This window comes from Paenibacillus sp. RU5M (assembly GCF_900221055.1).
GTDB classification, from domain to species: domain Bacteria; phylum Bacillota; class Bacilli; order Paenibacillales; family Paenibacillaceae; genus Paenibacillus; species Paenibacillus marchantiae.
The window spans coordinates 14,897-33,332 of the sequence record NZ_OBQM01000021.1 but is presented as its reverse complement, the minus strand read 5'-3'; the positions used below and the strand labels follow the sequence as shown (position 1 = coordinate 33,332).

Genomic DNA, 18,436 nt, shown 5'->3' with positions numbered 1-18,436 from the left:
ATCCTACACCTCCTGGGATTAACCCAGAAGATATTCAGGACTGCTACTTATAATATTTTAGGCTTTTTTAGCTTTTGGACGTTTAGCACCGTATTTCGAACGAGCTTGCATACGGTTGTTCACGCCTGCAGTATCAAGAGCTCCGCGAACGATGTGATAACGAACCCCTGCAAGGTCTTTAACTTTACCTCCACGGATCAACACAACACTGTGCTCTTGAAGGTTATGTCCGATACCCGGGATATAAGCAGTTACCTCGAGACGGTTCGTCAAACGAACACGGGCATACTTACGAAGTGCAGAGTTTGGTTTACGTGGAGTCATTGTACCTACACGAGTGCAGACACCACGTTTTTGTGGGGCACTGATGTTAGTTGATTCACGTTTCAAAGCATTGAACCCTTTTTGCAAAGCTGGTGATTTGGACTTATCAACTTTAGCTTGACGTCCTTTACGTACCAGTTGGTTAATAGTTGGCATGTGATTGCCACCCCCTTCCTCAATTTTTCATGTTTCTTTATAAACCTCTTACGCTAAGTCCACAGACCCAGGCGGTTCATAAAAAGACAAATGAAAAGTTTTTGCCTTGGAGAATCCCTAAAAGTTCTCGGACAAAAACGTTCCTTACCGTATCATTTTACGACAGCAGCCATTGCTGCTCCTACTCCAATCCCGCAAGCTTTGCCGAGATTTTTCATTGTGTCCACTTTCGTGCACTTCACATTGTGTTGTTCACACAAAGCAATGATTTTGGAAGTAAGCTGCGGATCACAATCTTCAGCCACATAAACTTCAGAAGCCATACCTGTCTGAACCATCCGCGTGGTCTGTTTGGTACCTATTTTGACATGAGCATCTTGCAGACCTTTTTCATTAGACATTGTTCATTCCTCCGAATAGGACCAAATACAATCAGCTACTCACGCACCTTTGATATATTAGCATCTAGCGCAAGCAATGTCAATGCTAATCCTAAAATATTTCATTTAAAGTTTTGCCTCGCCGGGAACGTCCTTCTGTATAAAACAGCCGTCGCCTCCCGGCGTACAAAACTTTAGTTCGCCCTAATAATAAGGATGAATCTAGTGAAATATCTTAATCAACCGAAACTGGCTCAAGTTCTTCTACCGAAGATTGGCCATCTTCCGGCTCAGCAAATTTGATGCTGCGGTAACGGTGCATACCTGTACCTGCAGGAATCAGTTTACCGATGATTACATTCTCTTTCAGACCGAGCAACTGATCGACTTTACCTTTAATCGCTGCATCTGTCAGTACACGTGTAGTCTCTTGGAACGAAGCCGCCGAGAGGAAGGAGTCTGTTTCCAAGGATGCTTTCGTAATACCGAGCAGAATTGGTTTTGCAACCGCTGGCTCTTTATCACTCAGAATCGCTGTTTTGTTAGCTCTTTCGTACTCATGCATATCAACGAACGATCCTGGCAACAGCGTTGTATCTCCTGCATCGACGATGCGGATTTTACGCAGCATTTGACGGATCATAACTTCAACGTGTTTATCATTTATTTCTACGCCTTGGTTACGATATACGCGTTGTACTTCCTGCAAAATGTAGTTTTGTACGCCACGTATGCCTTTAATGCGCAGCATTTCTTTTGGATCGATGGAACCGTCTGTCAACTCGTCACCCGCTTCAATTTCCATGCCTTCGCTTACACGCACACGGGAACCGTAGGTAACGGCGTATACTTTGGATTCCGCTTCACCTTGAATTTCGATTTCACGACGATCTTTCGTCTCGCGAATCTCTTTAACCACACCATCAATCTCACTAATCGTTGCTTGACCCTTAGGATTACGAGCTTCAAACAACTCTTGGATACGTGGCAAACCTTGCGTAATATCGTCTCCGGCTACACCACCGGTGTGGAAAGTACGCATTGTAAGCTGTGTTCCTGGTTCACCAATCGACTGTGCTGCAATAATCCCAACTGCTTCACCGATCTCCACGTGTTTACCTGTCGCAAGGTTTCGACCGTAACACTTCTTGCAGACACCATGACTTGCACGGCAGCTGAGTACAGAGCGGATTTGCAATTTGGTTATGCCTGCTTCGATGATAGCCTCTGCTTTGTCGGAGTCAATCAATTCATTGCGCCCTACAATAATTTCTTTCGTTTCCGGATGACGTAATGTCTCGAAGCAGTATCTACCTTCAATACGGTCGTAGAGATCTTCAATAACCTCTTTACCATCCTGGATACGACTTACTGTAAAGCCTTTATCTGTACCACAATCATCATCACGCACGATTACGTCTTGCGCTACGTCTACGAGACGACGAGTCAAGTAACCTGAATCCGCTGTACGCAGAGCCGTATCCGCCAAACCTTTACGCGCACCGTGAGTCGAGATAAAGTACTCGAGTACCGTCAGACCTTCACGGAAGTTCGATTTGATTGGGAGTTCAATGATTCGACCGGATGGGTTGGCCATCAGACCACGCATACCGCCCAATTGGGTGATTTGCGATTTGTTACCCCGTGCTTTGGAATCCACCATCATCATGATGGAGTTATAACGATCCATGGACTTCATCAGAATTTCAGTGATGTCATCTTTGGATTTTGACCAGATATCAATGATACGGTCATAGCGCTCTTCGTTCGTAATCAGACCACGACGGTATTGGTTCGTAACGATTTGTGCTTTTTCCTCAGACTGTCTAAGAATTTCAAATTTCTCAGGTGGAACGATAACATCCGACACCGCTACAGTGATACCAGCGCGAGTGGAGTATGTGAATCCGAGTTGTTTGATTTTATCCAAAATAACGGCTGTTTCCGTTGTATGATAAATTTCAAAACAACGTGCGATGATAGAACCGAGATACTCTTTACCGACACCACCAGCCAAAGGAGCGTTCATAATCGCTTCTCTAAGGTCAGCACCCTTCTCATAAACAAATGAATGCTCAGCGGTACCCTGGTAGAGGTTCGCACGAGTTGCATCATTGATGTAAGGGAAGCTTGCCGGGAAGATTTCATTAAAGATGATTTTGCCGACCGTAGTCAACATCATTGCATCTTGTTGCTTATCGGTGAAGATTGTTTTGCCAAGCGCTCTAACCGGAATCGCTACACGTGCATGTAAACCTGCAGTACCACGTTGGTACGCGGATACAGCTTCGTTAACCGTGCGCAAGATCATACCTGTTCCCTTTTCTTCCTTGTTGTCCATAGTCAGGTAGTAAGAACCAAGCACCATATCCTGGGAAGGGGTAACAACCGGTTTACCGTCTTTCGGGTTCAAAATGTTACCTGATGCAAGCATCAGGATACGTGCTTCTGCTTGAGCTTCAGCAGACAGTGGAACGTGCACGGCCATTTGGTCACCGTCAAAGTCGGCATTGTATGCCGTACATACGAGCGGGTGAAGACGGATCGCTTTACCTTCAACGAGAATCGGTTCAAACGCTTGAATACCAAGTCTGTGAAGCGTAGGGGCACGGTTCAGCAGAACCGGGTGCTCCTTAATTACTTCTTCAAGAACATCCCATACTTCAGGACTTACACGCTCAACTTTACGTTTAGCGCTCTTGATGTTGTGGGCAAGCCCTTTATTTACAAGCTCTTTCATAACAAAAGGCTTGAACAGTTCAAGTGCCATATCTTTAGGCAGACCACACTGATACATTTTCAGGTAAGGTCCAACTACGATAACGGAACGACCGGAATAGTCAACCCGTTTACCGAGCAAGTTCTGACGGAAACGTCCTTGTTTACCTTTCAGCATGTGGCTGAGGGATTTCAAAGGACGGTTACCAGGCCCCGTTACAGGGCGTCCACGACGGCCGTTGTCGATCAATGCGTCAACAGCTTCCTGCAGCATCCGTTTTTCATTTTGCACGATAATGTCTGGCGCGCCCAAGTCAAGCAAACGTTTCAGACGATTGTTCCGGTTGATTACACGGCGATACAGGTCATTCAGGTCAGACGTTGCAAAACGTCCACCATCCAGCTGTACCATTGGACGAAGTTCCGGTGGGATAACAGGAAGTACATCCATGATCATCCACTCAGGTTTATTACCCGAGTTGCGGAACGCTTCAATAACTTCCAGACGTTTGATTGCACGGTTACGACGTTGTCCTTGTGCAGTGCGGAGCTCTTCCTTCAGGAATTCAAGCTCTTTATCCACATCAATGTCTTGAAGCAGTTTTTTAACCGCTTCTGCACCCATGCCAGCGTGGAATCCATATCCGTATTTCTCACGGTAGCTGCGGTATTCTTTCTCGGACAACAGCTGTTTTTTCTCCAGTGGAGTTTCTCCTGGATCAGTTACTACATATGATGCAAAATAAATAATCTCCTCGAGAGATCTTGGAGACATATCCAGAGCGAGACCCATGCGGCTCGGAATACCTTTGAAGTACCAGATATGCGATACCGGAGCAGCGAGCTCAATATGGCCCATCCGTTCGCGGCGTACTTTCGCACGTGTGACTTCAACGCCACAACGATCACAGACAACGCCTTTATAACGCACGCGTTTGTATTTACCGCAATGACATTCCCAGTCTTTTGTAGGGCCAAAAATCTTTTCGCAGAACAGCCCTTCTTTTTCCGGTTTCAACGTACGATAGTTGATCGTTTCCGGTTTTTTCACTTCTCCGCGGGACCAAGAACGAATTTTTTCTGGGGAAGCAAGCCCGATCTTCATGTATTCGAAATTGTTGACGTCCAACAAGGAGCAACCCTCCTTAACCAAGTCCTGTATTCTAGGTTACGCCCCCTCCGGCCGAAGCCGGAGCAAGACGCGAGCCTGATGAAAAACGCCGGTCATCATGCGCCCGAAGCGGTTACTCCGCTCCGACCTCTGTACCCTCAAGGTTGAGGCTGAGCTTATCGCTCGCAGCGTCATCTTCATCGTCCATTTCTTTCATTTCAATCTCTTGCTCATCTTCGCTCAAAATCTTAACGTCCATACCCAAGCTTTGCAGCTCTTTGATCAATACTTTGAATGATTCAGGAACGCCTGGTTCAGGAACATTCTCGCCTTTGACGATGGATTCATACGTTTTCACCCGACCTACAACATCATCGGACTTAACAGTCAAGATTTCTTGCAGTGTATAAGCAGCACCGTATGCCTCAAGCGCCCATACTTCCATCTCCCCGAAACGCTGTCCACCAAATTGGGCTTTACCCCCCAATGGCTGTTGCGTAACAAGTGAGTAAGGACCCGTGGAACGGGCATGGATTTTATCATCAACCATGTGTGCCAATTTGATCATGTGCATGACACCTACGGTAACTTCACGTTCAAACTCTTCACCTGTACGACCATCATACAGGACAGTTTTACCATTCCGCTGCATACCTGCTTCTTCCATCGTATCGAAGACATCATACTCCTTCGCTCCGTCGAATACAGGAGTTGCTACGTGAATACCCAGTTGCATCGCCGCCATACCCAAGTGAACCTCGAGTACTTGACCGATATTCATCCGGGAAGGTACGCCCAGTGGGTTAAGAACGATTTGAACTGGTGTTCCGTCCGGCAGGAAAGGCATATCTTCTTCCGGTAGGATACGGGCTACGACCCCTTTGTTACCGTGACGTCCGGCCATTTTATCACCCTCGGAAATTTTCCGTTTTTGAGCGATATAGACACGAACGAGTTGGTTAACACCTGGAGGCAGTTCATCACCGTTTTCACGGGTAAAGACTTTTACATCAACTACGATACCGTCAGTACCGTGAGGTACACGCAGGGAAGTATCACGTACTTCACGCGCTTTCTCACCGAAGATCGCATGCAGGAGACGTTCCTCTGCAGTCAGTTCCGTTACACCTTTTGGTGTTACTTTACCAACCAGAATGTCACCAGCACTGATTTCAGCACCGATACGGATAATACCACGCTCATCCAGATTACGCAGCGCTTCTTCCCCTACGTTCGGGATATCACGTGTGATCTCTTCAGGTCCGAGCTTAGTATCACGTGCTTCAGACTCATATTCCTCGATATGAATGGATGTATACACATCTTCTTTAACGAGTTTTTCGCTGAGCAAGATCGCATCCTCGTAGTTGTAACCTTCCCAAGTCATGAAGGCAACCACTACGTTGCGTCCCAGTGCCAATTCACCCATTTCCGTCGAAGGACCGTCTGCAAGGATGTCGCCAGCTTTGACAACAGCACCTCTTTTGACAATCGGACGTTGGTTAATGCATGTTCCTTGGTTCGAACGCATAAATTTGTGTAATTTATATTTAACGATATCGCCTTTGACTTCTTGACCATCAACTTCTTCAATACGACGCAACCAAATCTCATTCGCAGAAGAACGTTCAATAATCCCGTCATATTTGGAGACAATACATACACCGGAATCTTTCGCGGCTTTATGTTCCATACCTGTTCCGACCAGCGGAGCTTTAGGAATCAAGAGTGGAACGGCTTGCCGCTGCATGTTCGATCCCATGAGCGCACGGTTGGAGTCATCGTTCTCAAGGAACGGAATGAGCGCTGTAGCGACAGATACAACTTGCTTAGGAGATACGTCCATGTAGTCAACACGTTCACTCGGCATCGTAAGGATGTTATCCGACTGTTTGTTGTAACGTACAATGATCGCTTCTTCAGCAAAAGTACTGTCTTCATTCAGCTTCGCATTCGCTTGAGCAATTACATAGTTGTCCTCTTCGTCTGCTGTCAGGTAATCGATTTGCTCGGTTACGACACCAGTCTTCGGATCTACCCAGCGATAAGGTGCTTCAATGAATCCATATTCGTTCACACGGGCAAATGTCGACAAGGAGTTGATCAAACCAATGTTTGGTCCCTCTGGTGTCTCGATTGGACACATCCGGCCATAGTGGGATGGATGCACGTCACGGACTTCCATGCCGGCACGCTCACGTGTCAAACCACCCGGTCCGAGTGCGGACAGACGGCGTTTATGTGTCAACTCACCCAGTGGGTTTGTTTGATCCATAAACTGCGACAATTGGGAGCTACCGAAGAACTCTTTAATGGATGCGATAACAGGACGTATGTTAATCAAAGCCTGAGGCGTGATTACGTTAGCATCCTGAATGGACATTCTCTCACGAACCACACGTTCCATACGGGATAAACCGATACGGAATTGGTTTTGCAAGAGTTCACCAACCGAGCGGAGACGACGGTTACCCAGGTGATCGATATCATCTGTGCTTCCGATGCCATGCAGAAGGTTAATGAAGTAACTGATAGAGGAAATGATATCAGCTGGTGTAACGTTCTTCACTGATTTATCAATGTTAGCATTGGCAATCAGTTTAACGACCTTACCATCCTCAATCGGTGAAAATACATCAATTGTTTGCATCGGGATATCATTGGCATCCAAAACGCCATTAGCGACGTGATATGTGCGGAAACCAACGCTCTTCTCCAGTTGCGGCATGATTTCATCCAACAGACGACGGTCTATCATTTGACCCGCTTCAGCGATAATTTCACCGGTTTCGGTGTCCACAAGAGACTCAGCCAAACGTTGGTTGAACAAACGGTTCTTGATGTGAAGCTTTTTGTTGATTTTGTAACGACCCACATTAGCCAGGTCATAACGTTTTGGATCAAAGAAACGCGCTACGAGCAAGCTTTTCGCATTATCCAGCGTTGGTGGCTCGCCCGGACGAAGACGCTCATAAATTTCAATCAGCGCTTTCTCCGTGGAATCCGTATTGTCTTTGTCCAGCGTATTGCGAATATATTCGTCATTACCGAGCAGATCCAGAATCTCAGCGTCTGTGCCAAAACCAAGTGCACGCAGGAGAACCGTCACCGGTATTTTACGTGTGCGGTCGATCCGGACGTAAACAACATCCTTCGCGTCCATCTCCAGTTCGAGCCAAGCGCCGCGGTTAGGAATAACTGTAGCGGTATACGTTTTTTTGGCGTTTTTATCTACTTTGGTACTGAAGTAAACGCTAGGAGAGCGAACCAACTGGCTGACAATAACCCGTTCCGCACCATTAATAATAAATGTGCCGGTGTCGGTCATCAGCGGGAAATCTCCCATGAATACTTCCTGCTCTTTGACTTCGCCGGTTTCCTTATTAATGAGCCGGACTTTGACCCGAAGCGGTGCTGCATAAGTAACGTCACGCTCTTTCGCGTCATCTACTGTATACTTCGGTTCACCGAGACTGTAATCGATAAATTCCAAAATCAAGTTACCTGTAAAATCCTGGATCGGCGAGATATCCTGGAACATTTCGCGCAACCCTTCCTCCAAAAACCAATCGTAAGATTTTTGTTGGATCTCAATCAGGTTCGGAACTTCGAGTATCTCGTTAATTCGTGCATAACTGCGCCGAGTGCGTCGACCATATTGAACAAGATGTCCTGCCAACTTAAACTCACCCCTCAATGTCTACTCACTTTAAAAATTTCGTTGCGAACCTCTGTTTGTAACCTTATAATGGTACACATACAGAGCAAAGCAATGCATCCACAAATAAAGAAAAGCCCTTACTCGAATGTCGTTCGAAAAAAGAGCAACTTTGATCGGCGGATGTCTTTCCAAATCATACTTATCCCCAGTTTGCCCAAAATGTACATATTATACGCCAAACGTAGGCATAATAAGCCCGTTCGGCGTAAAAAAGGTTGACATTTTTAGTTAGCTAAAGCCAAATAGGGCATCTTAATACTGACATTTTACAATAATACCACGACCTGAATTTCAAGTCAATAGTCCTATTGCAAAAAAAATGCCACCCTGCTTACTTTACAAATTAGGATTTAGCCTAAAGGCGCCTCTTCCAATTTTACCGCTTTGAAAATTCGGTAGCCTTTATCCTTCGTTACTTCCTCCACTCGTCCAAAGAGAGATTCCAGCTTCGCTTTTGCCGAAGGTGCCCCCTGCTTTTTCTGAATGACAATCCATAACGCTCCGCCCATCTTCAAATGACGATATGCCTGTTCAAAGATCGTATGCACGGTTTCCTTACCGGCACGGATCGGAGGATTGGTCAGAATCGCGTCAAAGTCTTCCTTTTTAACTTCAGCCAGAAGATTGCTTTGCATAACCGTTACATTCGTTATGCCGTTCGCTTTTGCATTTTCCCTGGAAAGCTCAACCGCTCTCTCATTGATATCGATCATGGTGACATGTCCATCCGGTACAAGTTTAGCTGCTGTAAGACCAATAGGTCCATACCCGCAGCCCACATCCAGTACATGAGCTCCAGCAGGCAACTCTATAGCATCAATCAACACTCTGCTGCCGTAATCGATTCCGTTTTTGGAAAATACCCCTGCATCCGTAACGAGTCGTAATTTCCATCCGCGTAGCTCCGCTTCTGTAGCCCGTCTGTCATGTGCCACCTGCGGTTTGTCCGAATAATAATGATTGGACATGTCCTCACTCACTTTCCTTTTACAATTACAGCAACAAACCCCTTGATATAAGTCAAGGGGTTTGTTGTTTTGTTCATCTAGCTTATGAAAGCTAAATTATTTAACTTCGATTGAAGCGCCTGCTTCTTCAAGCTTAGCTTTAACCGTTTCTGCTTCTTCTTTGCTAACTTTTTCTTTCAATGCTTTTGGAGCATTGTCAACTACTTCTTTCGCTTCTTTCAGGCCAAGACCTGTGATTTCGCGAACTGCTTTGATAACGTTGATTTTGGAAGCACCAGCGCTAGTCAAGATTACGTCGAACTCGGATTGCTCAGCTTCAGCTGCAGCAGCTCCGCCACCTGCAACAGCTACTGGAGCTGCAGCAGTTACGCCGAATTCTTCTTCGATTGCTTTAACGAGATCATTCAATTCCAGTACAGTCATGCCTTTGATTGCTTCCAAGATTTGCTCTTTACTCATGATTGAACCTCCATATATAATATTATTTTTTTTTGTATTTCATCACTGCCTAAGCAGCATTCAGATCAAGTTGCTTACGCGCCTTGTTCTTCTTTTTCAGCAACAGCTTTAACCGCAAGCGCGAAGTTGCGCACTGGCGCTTGAAGCACGCTGAGGAGCATGGAAAGGAGACCTTCGCGTGATGGCAATTCTGCCAACGCTTTGACTTCTTGTACTCCAATTACGCGACCTTCTACAACTGCACCTTTCAATTCCAGTGCATCGTTCTTTTTCGCGAAGTCGTTCAGAATTTTGGCTGGAGCCACTACGTCGTCTACGCTGAATGCAATTGCACTAGGACCTGTCAGTACTTCGTTAAGTTCTGTCAGTTCTGCTGCAGCTGCTGCGCGGCGAAGCAACGAGTTTTTCAGCACTTGGAATTCGATTCCGGCTTCACGAAGCTGCTTACGCAGCTCAGTTACTTGGGCAACGTTCAAACCGCGATAGTCAACAACAACACTAGTAACGCTCTCGCGCAATTTTGCTGTTACTGCATCAACGGACTCTTGTTTTGCTTGAATCACTTTTGCGTTTGCCAAACTGTACACCTCCTGATCAAATTTATCCCATTAAGAAAAGCCTCCGTAGAATCACGAAGGCTTGATATATACTCATAACCGATTTTCATCGTTCTAAGTTCTATAATCACACCTCGGCAGGAAATTAAGCCAAAATGGCACCTACTGTCTACGGCAAGCATATTCAAATGTCAACGGTCAGTCACTCGGACTCACAACTTTTATAGAATATCAGAACAGGACAAGCCTGTCAAGCGATATTATCTAAAAGATGCTGCGTTCACGCGTGCGCCAGGGCCCATCGTGGAAGAAAGACTTACATTCTTCAGATAAACACCTTTTGCTGCCGCCGGTTTAGCACGAGTCAAAGCGTCCATGAGAGCTTTAAGGTTCTCATTCAATTGCTCTGTCGAGAAAGAAGCTTTACCGATCGGTGCATGAATTTGACCTGCACGATCCAGACGATATTCGATTTTACCGGCTTTAATTTCTTGAACAGCCTTGGATACATCGAAAGTTACCGTTCCGGCTTTAGGGTTAGGCATCAGACCTTTACCGCCGAGCAGTCGGCCCAATTTACCTACTTCACTCATCATGTCTGGTGTCGCTACGCAGACGTCGAATTCGAACCAGCCTTGTTGGATTTTGTTGATCATGTCTGCATCACCAACATAGTCCGCGCCAGCCGCTTCCGCTTCTTTCGCTTTGTCACCTTTTGCAAATACCAATACGCGTTGTGTTTTACCTGTGCCGTGTGGCAAGACAACAACACCACGTACTGCCTGGTCTTGTTTACGTGGGTCAACGCCCAAGCGTACTGCTGCTTCGATAGTTTCATCAAATTTTGCAGTGGCTGCCTTTTTCACAAGCTCTACAGCTTCTGAAGGCTCGTAAGTTGCTTCGCTGTCAATCAGCTTAGCAGCTTCCAGGTATTTTTTACCGTGTTTAGCCATGTTATATTCCTCCTTTGTGGTGTTAGCGGATATACCTCCCACATCAACCGGCCGCGAATCGGCCGGCTTTACGAAGCCATGTTTCAGATGAAAAATTAGTCTTCGATGGTGATACCCATGCTGCGGGCAGTACCTTCGACCATACGCATTGCAGACTCAACGTCAGCAGCATTCAGGTCAGGCATTTTTTGTTCCGCGATTTGACGTACCGCATCACGTTTAACGGTAGCGACTTTTTTCTTGTTCGGTTCGCCGGATCCTTTTTCTACTTTAGCTGCCACTTTCAACAGAACTGCTGCTGGTGGAGTTTTAGTAATGAAAGTAAAGGAACGGTCTTCGAATACTGTGATTTCAACAGGAATAATCAATCCCGCTTGATCGGCTGTACGAGCGTTGAACTCTTTACAGAATGCCATGATGTTGACACCTGCTTGACCCAAAGCTGGACCTACCGGCGGCGCTGGATTCGCTTTACCTGCTGGAATTTGCAGTTTTACCATTTTGATTACCTTTTTTGCCATGATTGACACCTCCTTGCAAAATAGTGGTTAACGGGCCTCTCAGCCCTCCCACAAGAAACTTGAAGAGACTATATCTTCTCCACTTGCGTGTATTCCAACTCAAGCGGTGTTTCCCGTCCAAACATGTTCACGTGCACTTTCAACTTGCTTTTGTCTACCAAGATTTCTTCCACGGAGCCCACAAAATTCGCAAAAGGACCAACTTTAATACGTACGGATTCCTTAATATCGAATTCAATTTTAGGCTTCGGCTCAACCATGCCCATGTGCTTCAGAATTTGTTCCACTTCTTCAGGCAGCAAGGCTGTTGGTTTGGACCCGGAACCTGTCGAACCGACAAATCCCGTAACACCTGGTGTGTTGCGAACAACATACCAAGAGTCATCCGTCTGGACCATTTCCACCAAGACATATCCGGGGTAAACTTTACGCATAACGGTTTTTTTCTTACCGTCTTTGTTTACCACTTCTTCTTCCATAGGAACAAGAACGCGGAAAATCTTGTCTTCCATGCCCATGGACTCTACGCGTTTTTCCAAATTGGCTTTGACCTTATTCTCATACCCTGAATAGGTATGAACGACGTACCATCTTTTTTCCATATCAAGCCACCTGGGACCCTTCTTAAATAATCGCTTCGATCACAGCGGAGATGCCGATATCAATGACCCAAAAAAACAGCGTCATAACCACAACAGTACCAAGAACGATCAATGTGTAGTTGGTCAGCTCTTTACGATTAGGCCAGCGAACTTTTTTAAGTTCAGCCCAGCTTTCAGAGAAAAAGGAAATCAGAGATTTGAAACTACGTTTCACGCCGACTACACCTCCAAAAAACTATCTGGTTTCGCGATGAGAAGTCTGCTCGTTACAAAACTTGCAAAATTTCTTCATCTCCATGCGGTCGGGGTGATTACGCTTGTTTTTTGTCGTAGTGTAATTTCTTTGTTTGCAGTTTGTACAAGCCAAAGTAATAATTACCCGCATGATGTACACCTCCCGAAGACTTCCACATTCAAGCGGAGTCTCTAAATTAATCCTAAAAAAAAGCCGCGAATTTAGGCCTACCTAAAACACTTTATCATAAGGGTATAACCATGTCAATGAAAGAATAGCCTTTCATCAATGGGTAAAAAGTTCCTATCAAACACATTCAGTTTCTCATCTCTGTTTTTCTCTTCTCCTGCATGGACCAAGCGATTACTAGTATAATCATTCTTTAACTTTATAAACTTGAGGCAGCAAAAAAAGACTCAAACCCCGAGCCTTTTCCGTCAACGACAACATGTGTTCAATTATCTCGAACTTCCAGGTACTTTTCAAGTTTACGCTTCACGCGCTGAAGTGCATTATCAATGGACTTTACATGCCTGTCCAAATCCACTGCAATCTCTTGATAAGATCTCCCGTCCAGATACAACATCAATACTTTACGTTCCAGATCACTCAGAATCTCAGACATCTTATCTTCCAGGCCCACAAACTCTTCCTGATTGATGATAAGTTCTTCCGGATCGCTGACCTGTGTTCCACAAATCACATCGAGTAACGTACGATCGGACTCTTCGTCATAAATAGGTTTGTCCAGTGATACATAAGAATTAAGCGGAATATGCTTCTGACGTGTTGCTGTCTTGATTGCCGTAATAATCTGTCGTGTAATACACAACTCGGCGAAGGCTTTGAAAGAAGCGAGCTTGTCCCCTTTGAAATCCCTAATGGATTTATAGAGTCCAATCATTCCTTCTTGAATGATATCTTCCCGGTCAGCCCCAATCAGAAAATAAGATCTTGCCTTGGCGCGTACAAAGTTACGATATTTGTTAATCAAAAACTCCAGCGCTTCGCTTTCACCTTCACGGACCGCTTCGACAATGTCTTCGTCACTTTGGTAATCATACTTGGATAACATGATATCTTTGAGGTCGACACTCACAGACAATCCCTCCGGCTGCAACGCAAGGTACCCCGTTACTCTACTCTATGAAATATAGGATCAGTATATATGATGGTACCTCACACCGTCAACCACGCTCTGCCTAAAAAAGAACATCAATAACATAATTGTCAAGAGTTTCAAAATTCTAATTTTTGTAAAATCGTGCTGTTATTCCCGGCGCCACCGCTCAAACTGCTTCAAAACATCCGGACTTAACTTCCCGCCAAGTGTATTTCGCGTTGCTTTAGCTTGATCTTCTTCCAGACGTTTCTGTAACTCTTTTTCGTTCTGCTCTACTTCGATCAGCAATTCCCTTGCGGATACACGCAGAGCTCCCTGTCCAAAAATGACATGCTGCTCTACCATATCGCTTGTAGCCACATAGATTTGGCGTCTTCGCGTGCTTAGTTCCCGAACGAGTCTCTCAATGCATTCGTCTGCCGTCTCTTTTTCCTTTGTAAAAAAGATCTGCACTTTGCTCTGTGTAAAGGATTTACCGAGTCCAGGCACGAGGTAGGCGTCAAAAACAACAATGACTCTCAAGCCGGAGAATGCCTGATAGTCGGCTAGTCGAGATAGAAGCCTGTTGCGGGCCTCCTCCAATCCACTCTCCGCCAATCTGGATAGCTCCGGCCAGTCACCAATCATGTTGTACCCGTCTACAAGAAGCACATCACGGGAATCAGCCATATCTTCTAGTCCTGCGCTTGGCGCGAGCGGAGCACTTCATACATGACAACACCCGCTGCCACGGAAGCATTCAGGGAATTAATCTGACCTTGCATCGGCAATTTGATCAACACATCGCATTTCTCACGAATGAGTCGTCCCATTCCCTTGTTTTCGTTTCCGATCACGAGGGCTACCGGGCCTGTAAAGACGCCGTTACCAAACACGCTCTCCTGAGCTGCAACATCCGTACCTACAACCCATACGCCCTCTTCCTTGAGACGGTCAATAGTTTGACCCAGATTGCTTACACGAGCCACTGGCACGTACTCAACAGCACCTGCTGAAGTTTTGGATACAGTCACTGTAACTGCAGCTGAACGCCGTTTAGGTACAATGACACCATGTGCACCTGTGCAGTCGGCCGTCCGCAAAATTGATCCAAGATTATGTGGATCTTCGATCTCATCCAGCAAAATCAAAAATGGATGTTCATTTTTAGCAGCCGCTGCAGCAAGAATGTCTTCAACCTCTACATAAGCGTAAGGAGCCGCTTGCGCCATCACACCCTGGTGTTGAATGCCCGGAACTGTTTGATCCAGTTTACGCTTGTCAACGTGCTGAATGACAATACCTAATTTTTTTGCTTCAGTGATAATAGGCTGTGTCAAATGTTTTTGCGCTGTATCTGCAATCCATATTTTATTAATGGTCCGGCCTGAACGCAGCGCCTCCGTTACGGAGTGCTTACCGGCGATCCATTCTTCTTCCATCTTTGTTCGATCCTCTCTATAACGCCCTGCGATTTACTGCACCCTAATCGGCGCACCCTACAGAAGCGGCTTTGTTGTAATTTATATTATTTTGTCGGTGATTGCGAATGTTGTTCCGCATGCTCGATACCCCGGCGAATCAGTTCAATCATGCGATCATGCCGACCACTGCTATACAGGTAACCGATCAGACACTCCAGAGCCGTGGCATGTCTATACTCCAAAACGTCTGCGTTTTTGGGAATACTGCCAGACTTGGCATTACGACCTTGTCTGACAATGTCACGCTCTTCCTCGGTCAGCTCAGCCTCAATACCTGTGAGAATACGGCTTTGTGCCTTCGCCGATACCAAACCGGTCGCACTACGGTGCAGATGGTTAGGACGCATGTTGGCTTTGGATAACAGATACTGCCGTACGGCTACCTCATATACCGCATCACCAATGTAGGCGAGAGCGATGGGAGGAATCAACCGTGCAGGCCGGGAGGGGGGATAAGGAAACCATCCTCCCTGGTCAACGCTCAGAGACTGTTCATCTGTCTGCTGTTCATCTCGTTGCTCGGTATGCTCGACGGATTCTGACAACTTTTTTAGTTGTTCCTCGCTCATTTGAGCCGCCATCTCATTCCTTGAGCCGTATCCTCAAGCAAGATGCCCTGCGCAGACAGTTCATCCCGAATTTCATCAGCCCGCGCCCAGTTTTTGGTTTTGCGTGCTTCGTTACGTTCTACAATTAGACGTTCGATTTCTTCGTCCAAAAGCTCCGGTTCAGCCTCGGTATAGATACGAAGAACTGCATTCAACTCATTGAACAATTCCAGCAGAGCGCGAATGTCCGCAGCGTTTACCACATCTTGCTGCAACAGTTGGTTAGCTTCCCCAGCCCACTCAAACATTGCCGTAATCGCATCAGGCGTATTGAAGTCGTCCTGCATTTTCTCATGATACTGCTCACGAATCTGCTCCAGTCTCGCTGCAAACTCAGCTGACACAGCCTGATCCACGCTCACAGCCTGCAAGCGATGATTAAGGTTACCTACGGCATTTGCGATCCGGTCCACACTATTCTGTGCCTGTTCCATCGTATCTTCCGTGAAGTTCAACGGATTGCGATAGTGAGTAGACAACATGAAATAACGAATGGCTTCGCGTTTATATTGATTGCGAAGGTCTTTGACAAGCACACCGTTGCCGAGTGATTTCGACATTTTTTCGTTATCAATACGGATGAATCCGTTATGCATCCAGTAGTTTGCAAGTGGTTTACCAGTCAACACCTCGGATTGAGCGCATTCGCACTCATGGTGAGGGAACTGCAAATCCTGTCCTCCGCCGTGAATATCCAACGTATCCCCCAGGTATTCCCGTGCCATGGCAGAGCACTCGATATGCCAGCCCGGACGACCATCGCCCCATGGACTGGACCAGAAAATCTCACCCGGCTTCGCAGCTTTCCAGAGGACAAAGTCTTCTGGATGCTCTTTGCGCTCATCTACACCAATACGAATTCCAAACTGTAATTCCTGAAGGTTTTGCTTCGATAGTTTGCCGTACTCCGCAAATTTGCCTGTGCGATAATATACGTCACCCCCATTTTCATAGGCGAAGTCCTTTTCAACCAGCTCACGGATAAAATCAATAATAAGCGGCATGTTTTCGGTCACTCTTGGATTACTGCTTGCCTTCGGAATACCCAGCCCTTCGAGATCCTCGTAGTACGCTGCAATAAACTTCTCTGCGACATGAGGAACATCCGTGCCAAGCTGCTCAGCTTTACGAATGAGCTTATCATCGACATCCGTGAAGTTTACGACATAGTTCACCTCATGTCCGGTCTGTTCCAAATATCCGCGAACTGTGTCGAAAAAGATAACTGGACGTGCATTCCCGATATGAATGTAATCATATACCGTCGGCCCGCACACATACATTTTCACTTTCCCCGGCTCTTGAGGAACAAAATTCTCTTTGGTACGACTCATCGTATTGTAAATTTGAAGCGTCATAGTCACTTTCCTTTCATCCGTTTCCATCATTATTCTATTGTACCACGGGAAAACTCACTTTCACGTGTACTCTGCAAAGTACGCACTTCTTCACGTAATCGTTCGATTTCTTGCTGCATAGTGCGCAGGGAATCGATGACCGGATCGGGAAGCTGCTGATTCAGACGGTCCACCCGGCGGCCATCCTGCTTCACGATTCTGCCCGGTATGCCTACAACGGTGCTATTCGAAGGGACTTCCTTCAGCACAACCGAGTTCGCACCAATATTACATTGATCCCCCACGCTGAAGGAACCTAGCACCTTCGCTCCGGATGAGATAACCACATTATTGCCAATTGTCGGATGTCTCTTCCCTTTTTCTTTACCCGTTCCGCCAAGTGTGACCCCCTGATAGATGACAACATCGTCGCCAATTTCACACGTTTCCCCAATCACCACGCCCATGCCATGGTCAATAAACAACCGATTGCCAATCGTAGCGCCTGGATGGATTTCGATGCCTGTCATAAAGCGGCTGACCTGTGAAATGAACCGCGCGAAAGAAAACCATCTCCGCTTGTATAAAAAGTGTGCCACCCGGTGCGCCCATATCGCATGCAGCCCCGAGTAGGTAAATACAACCTCAAACCATCCCCGGGCCGCCGGATCGTTTTCAAACACCGCCTGGATATCTGATCTGATCTTCTTGAACATGCTCGTTCCCCTCTTGTTCAGGTCTTCGTCCTCCGGCTTTCCGGATGGCGCGGCCCTCATGGTAGTGTTCTTCTGACTCGACCTAAATAGAAAACGCCCCTGCAGCTATTAAGCTGCAGAGGCGTTTATCGCGGTCCCACTCTGCTCGGTTCATGCCTTAACATACAAGAACTAGGCTACCTGTTATAGCTGCCTCATATCCTTGCACAAGAATGAACCCTCAACAGTTCCGTAACGGGAACCAACCGTCACAACCTATCCTGACGTTTTCCTCTCTCCTACATAACGAGAGGCGGGGCCGGATTCGGCTATGCAGCTCACGGGTGCATTTCGACTGACGGACAGCGGATGGCTCACAGCCACCTCAGCAAAGAATCTTGTTCTTTACTGCGGGACCATCCTCTCTGAATCTGTCCGGTTCAGCCTACTTCTCCCGGTCTTTGCTGTTTTTATGATGAATGATAAAATCATACCATTTAACCTT

At 46.4% G+C, this 18,436-nt stretch carries 18 protein-coding genes and 1 other annotated feature; all 18 genes read right to left on the bottom strand.

The features are described 5' to 3' along the window. Positions 1-57: 57 nt before the first annotated feature. The 18 genes from rpsL to cysE all read right to left on the bottom strand — a co-directional run bounded on the left by rpsL (position 58) and on the right by cysE (position 17,952). Positions 58-480 (bottom strand): 30S ribosomal protein S12, encoded by a 423-nt coding sequence (rpsL, locus tag CRO25_RS31355; RefSeq protein WP_056697677.1) that lies wholly within the window; start codon positions 478-480, stop codon positions 58-60. A 152-nt stretch (positions 481-632) separates the two neighbouring features. Beyond that, positions 633-881: a ribosomal L7Ae/L30e/S12e/Gadd45 family protein gene (locus CRO25_RS31350; protein WP_024633591.1), complete on the bottom strand. Its 249-nt coding sequence runs from the start codon at positions 879-881 to the stop codon at positions 633-635. Between the two features lie 214 nt (positions 882-1,095). Further along, the gene (gene rpoC / locus CRO25_RS31345; RefSeq protein ID WP_079697653.1) at positions 1,096-4,710 is read right to left on the bottom strand and encodes a DNA-directed RNA polymerase subunit beta'; all 3,615 of its coding nucleotides are present in this window, start codon (positions 4,708-4,710) and stop codon (positions 1,096-1,098) included. A 112-nt stretch (positions 4,711-4,822) separates the two neighbouring features. Then, positions 4,823-8,368: a DNA-directed RNA polymerase subunit beta gene (rpoB, locus tag CRO25_RS31340; protein ID WP_063567422.1), complete on the bottom strand. Its 3,546-nt coding sequence runs from the start codon at positions 8,366-8,368 to the stop codon at positions 4,823-4,825. Between the two features lie 392 nt (positions 8,369-8,760). Next, positions 8,761-9,378: a class I SAM-dependent methyltransferase gene (locus CRO25_RS31335; RefSeq protein WP_063567421.1), complete on the bottom strand. Its 618-nt coding sequence runs from the start codon at positions 9,376-9,378 to the stop codon at positions 8,761-8,763. A gap of 96 nt (positions 9,379-9,474) precedes the next feature. After that, the gene (gene rplL / locus CRO25_RS31330) at positions 9,475-9,837 is read right to left on the bottom strand and encodes a 50S ribosomal protein L7/L12 (protein WP_024633595.1); all 363 of its coding nucleotides are present in this window, start codon (positions 9,835-9,837) and stop codon (positions 9,475-9,477) included. A 74-nt stretch (positions 9,838-9,911) separates the two neighbouring features. Then, complete coding sequence (rplJ, locus tag CRO25_RS31325; RefSeq protein ID WP_063567419.1) at positions 9,912-10,415, bottom strand: 50S ribosomal protein L10; 504 nt, start codon at positions 10,413-10,415, stop codon at positions 9,912-9,914. 23 nt (positions 10,416-10,438) lie between these two features. After that, positions 10,439-10,587: a sequence feature (ribosomal protein L10 leader region), on the bottom strand. A gap of 67 nt (positions 10,588-10,654) precedes the next feature. Continuing rightward, on the bottom strand, positions 10,655-11,347 hold the full coding sequence (gene rplA, locus CRO25_RS31320) for a 50S ribosomal protein L1 (RefSeq protein ID WP_063567418.1): 693 nt from the start codon (positions 11,345-11,347) through the stop codon (positions 10,655-10,657). A gap of 95 nt (positions 11,348-11,442) precedes the next feature. Beyond that, on the bottom strand, positions 11,443-11,868 hold the full coding sequence (gene rplK / locus CRO25_RS31315; protein ID WP_024633598.1) for a 50S ribosomal protein L11: 426 nt from the start codon (positions 11,866-11,868) through the stop codon (positions 11,443-11,445). A 68-nt stretch (positions 11,869-11,936) separates the two neighbouring features. Continuing rightward, positions 11,937-12,470 carry a transcription termination/antitermination protein NusG gene (gene nusG, locus CRO25_RS31310; RefSeq protein WP_024633599.1) on the bottom strand — a complete coding sequence of 178 codons (534 nt, stop codon included), beginning with the start codon at positions 12,468-12,470 and terminating at the stop codon, positions 11,937-11,939. 22 nt (positions 12,471-12,492) lie between these two features. Further along, positions 12,493-12,684, bottom strand: a complete 192-nt coding sequence (gene secE / locus CRO25_RS31305; protein WP_053779219.1) for a preprotein translocase subunit SecE — start codon at positions 12,682-12,684, stop codon at positions 12,493-12,495. Positions 12,685-12,705: 21 nt separating this feature from the next. Next, positions 12,706-12,855 (bottom strand): 50S ribosomal protein L33, encoded by a 150-nt coding sequence (rpmG, locus tag CRO25_RS31300; protein ID WP_072735843.1) that lies wholly within the window; start codon positions 12,853-12,855, stop codon positions 12,706-12,708. 304 nt (positions 12,856-13,159) lie between these two features. After that, positions 13,160-13,804, bottom strand: coding sequence for an RNA polymerase sporulation sigma factor SigH (gene sigH, locus CRO25_RS31295; protein WP_024633601.1), 645 nt, complete (start codon positions 13,802-13,804; stop codon positions 13,160-13,162). Between the two features lie 171 nt (positions 13,805-13,975). Beyond that, positions 13,976-14,497 carry an NYN domain-containing protein gene (locus tag CRO25_RS31290; protein ID WP_063567417.1) on the bottom strand — a complete coding sequence of 174 codons (522 nt, stop codon included), beginning with the start codon at positions 14,495-14,497 and terminating at the stop codon, positions 13,976-13,978. Between the two features lie 5 nt (positions 14,498-14,502). Further along, positions 14,503-15,249 (bottom strand): 23S rRNA (guanosine(2251)-2'-O)-methyltransferase RlmB, encoded by a 747-nt coding sequence (rlmB, locus tag CRO25_RS31285; protein WP_079697652.1) that lies wholly within the window; start codon positions 15,247-15,249, stop codon positions 14,503-14,505. Positions 15,250-15,335: 86 nt separating this feature from the next. After that, on the bottom strand, positions 15,336-15,860 hold the full coding sequence (locus CRO25_RS31280; protein WP_079697651.1) for a Mini-ribonuclease 3: 525 nt from the start codon (positions 15,858-15,860) through the stop codon (positions 15,336-15,338). After that, positions 15,857-17,257, bottom strand: coding sequence for a cysteine--tRNA ligase (gene cysS / locus CRO25_RS31275; RefSeq protein ID WP_079697650.1), 1,401 nt, complete (start codon positions 17,255-17,257; stop codon positions 15,857-15,859). The genes CRO25_RS31280 and cysS overlap by 4 nt, the downstream gene beginning before the upstream one ends. 29 nt (positions 17,258-17,286) lie before the next feature. Continuing rightward, positions 17,287-17,952, bottom strand: coding sequence for a serine O-acetyltransferase (gene cysE / locus CRO25_RS31270; RefSeq protein ID WP_063567438.1), 666 nt, complete (start codon positions 17,950-17,952; stop codon positions 17,287-17,289). Positions 17,953-18,436: the final 484 nt, after the last annotated feature.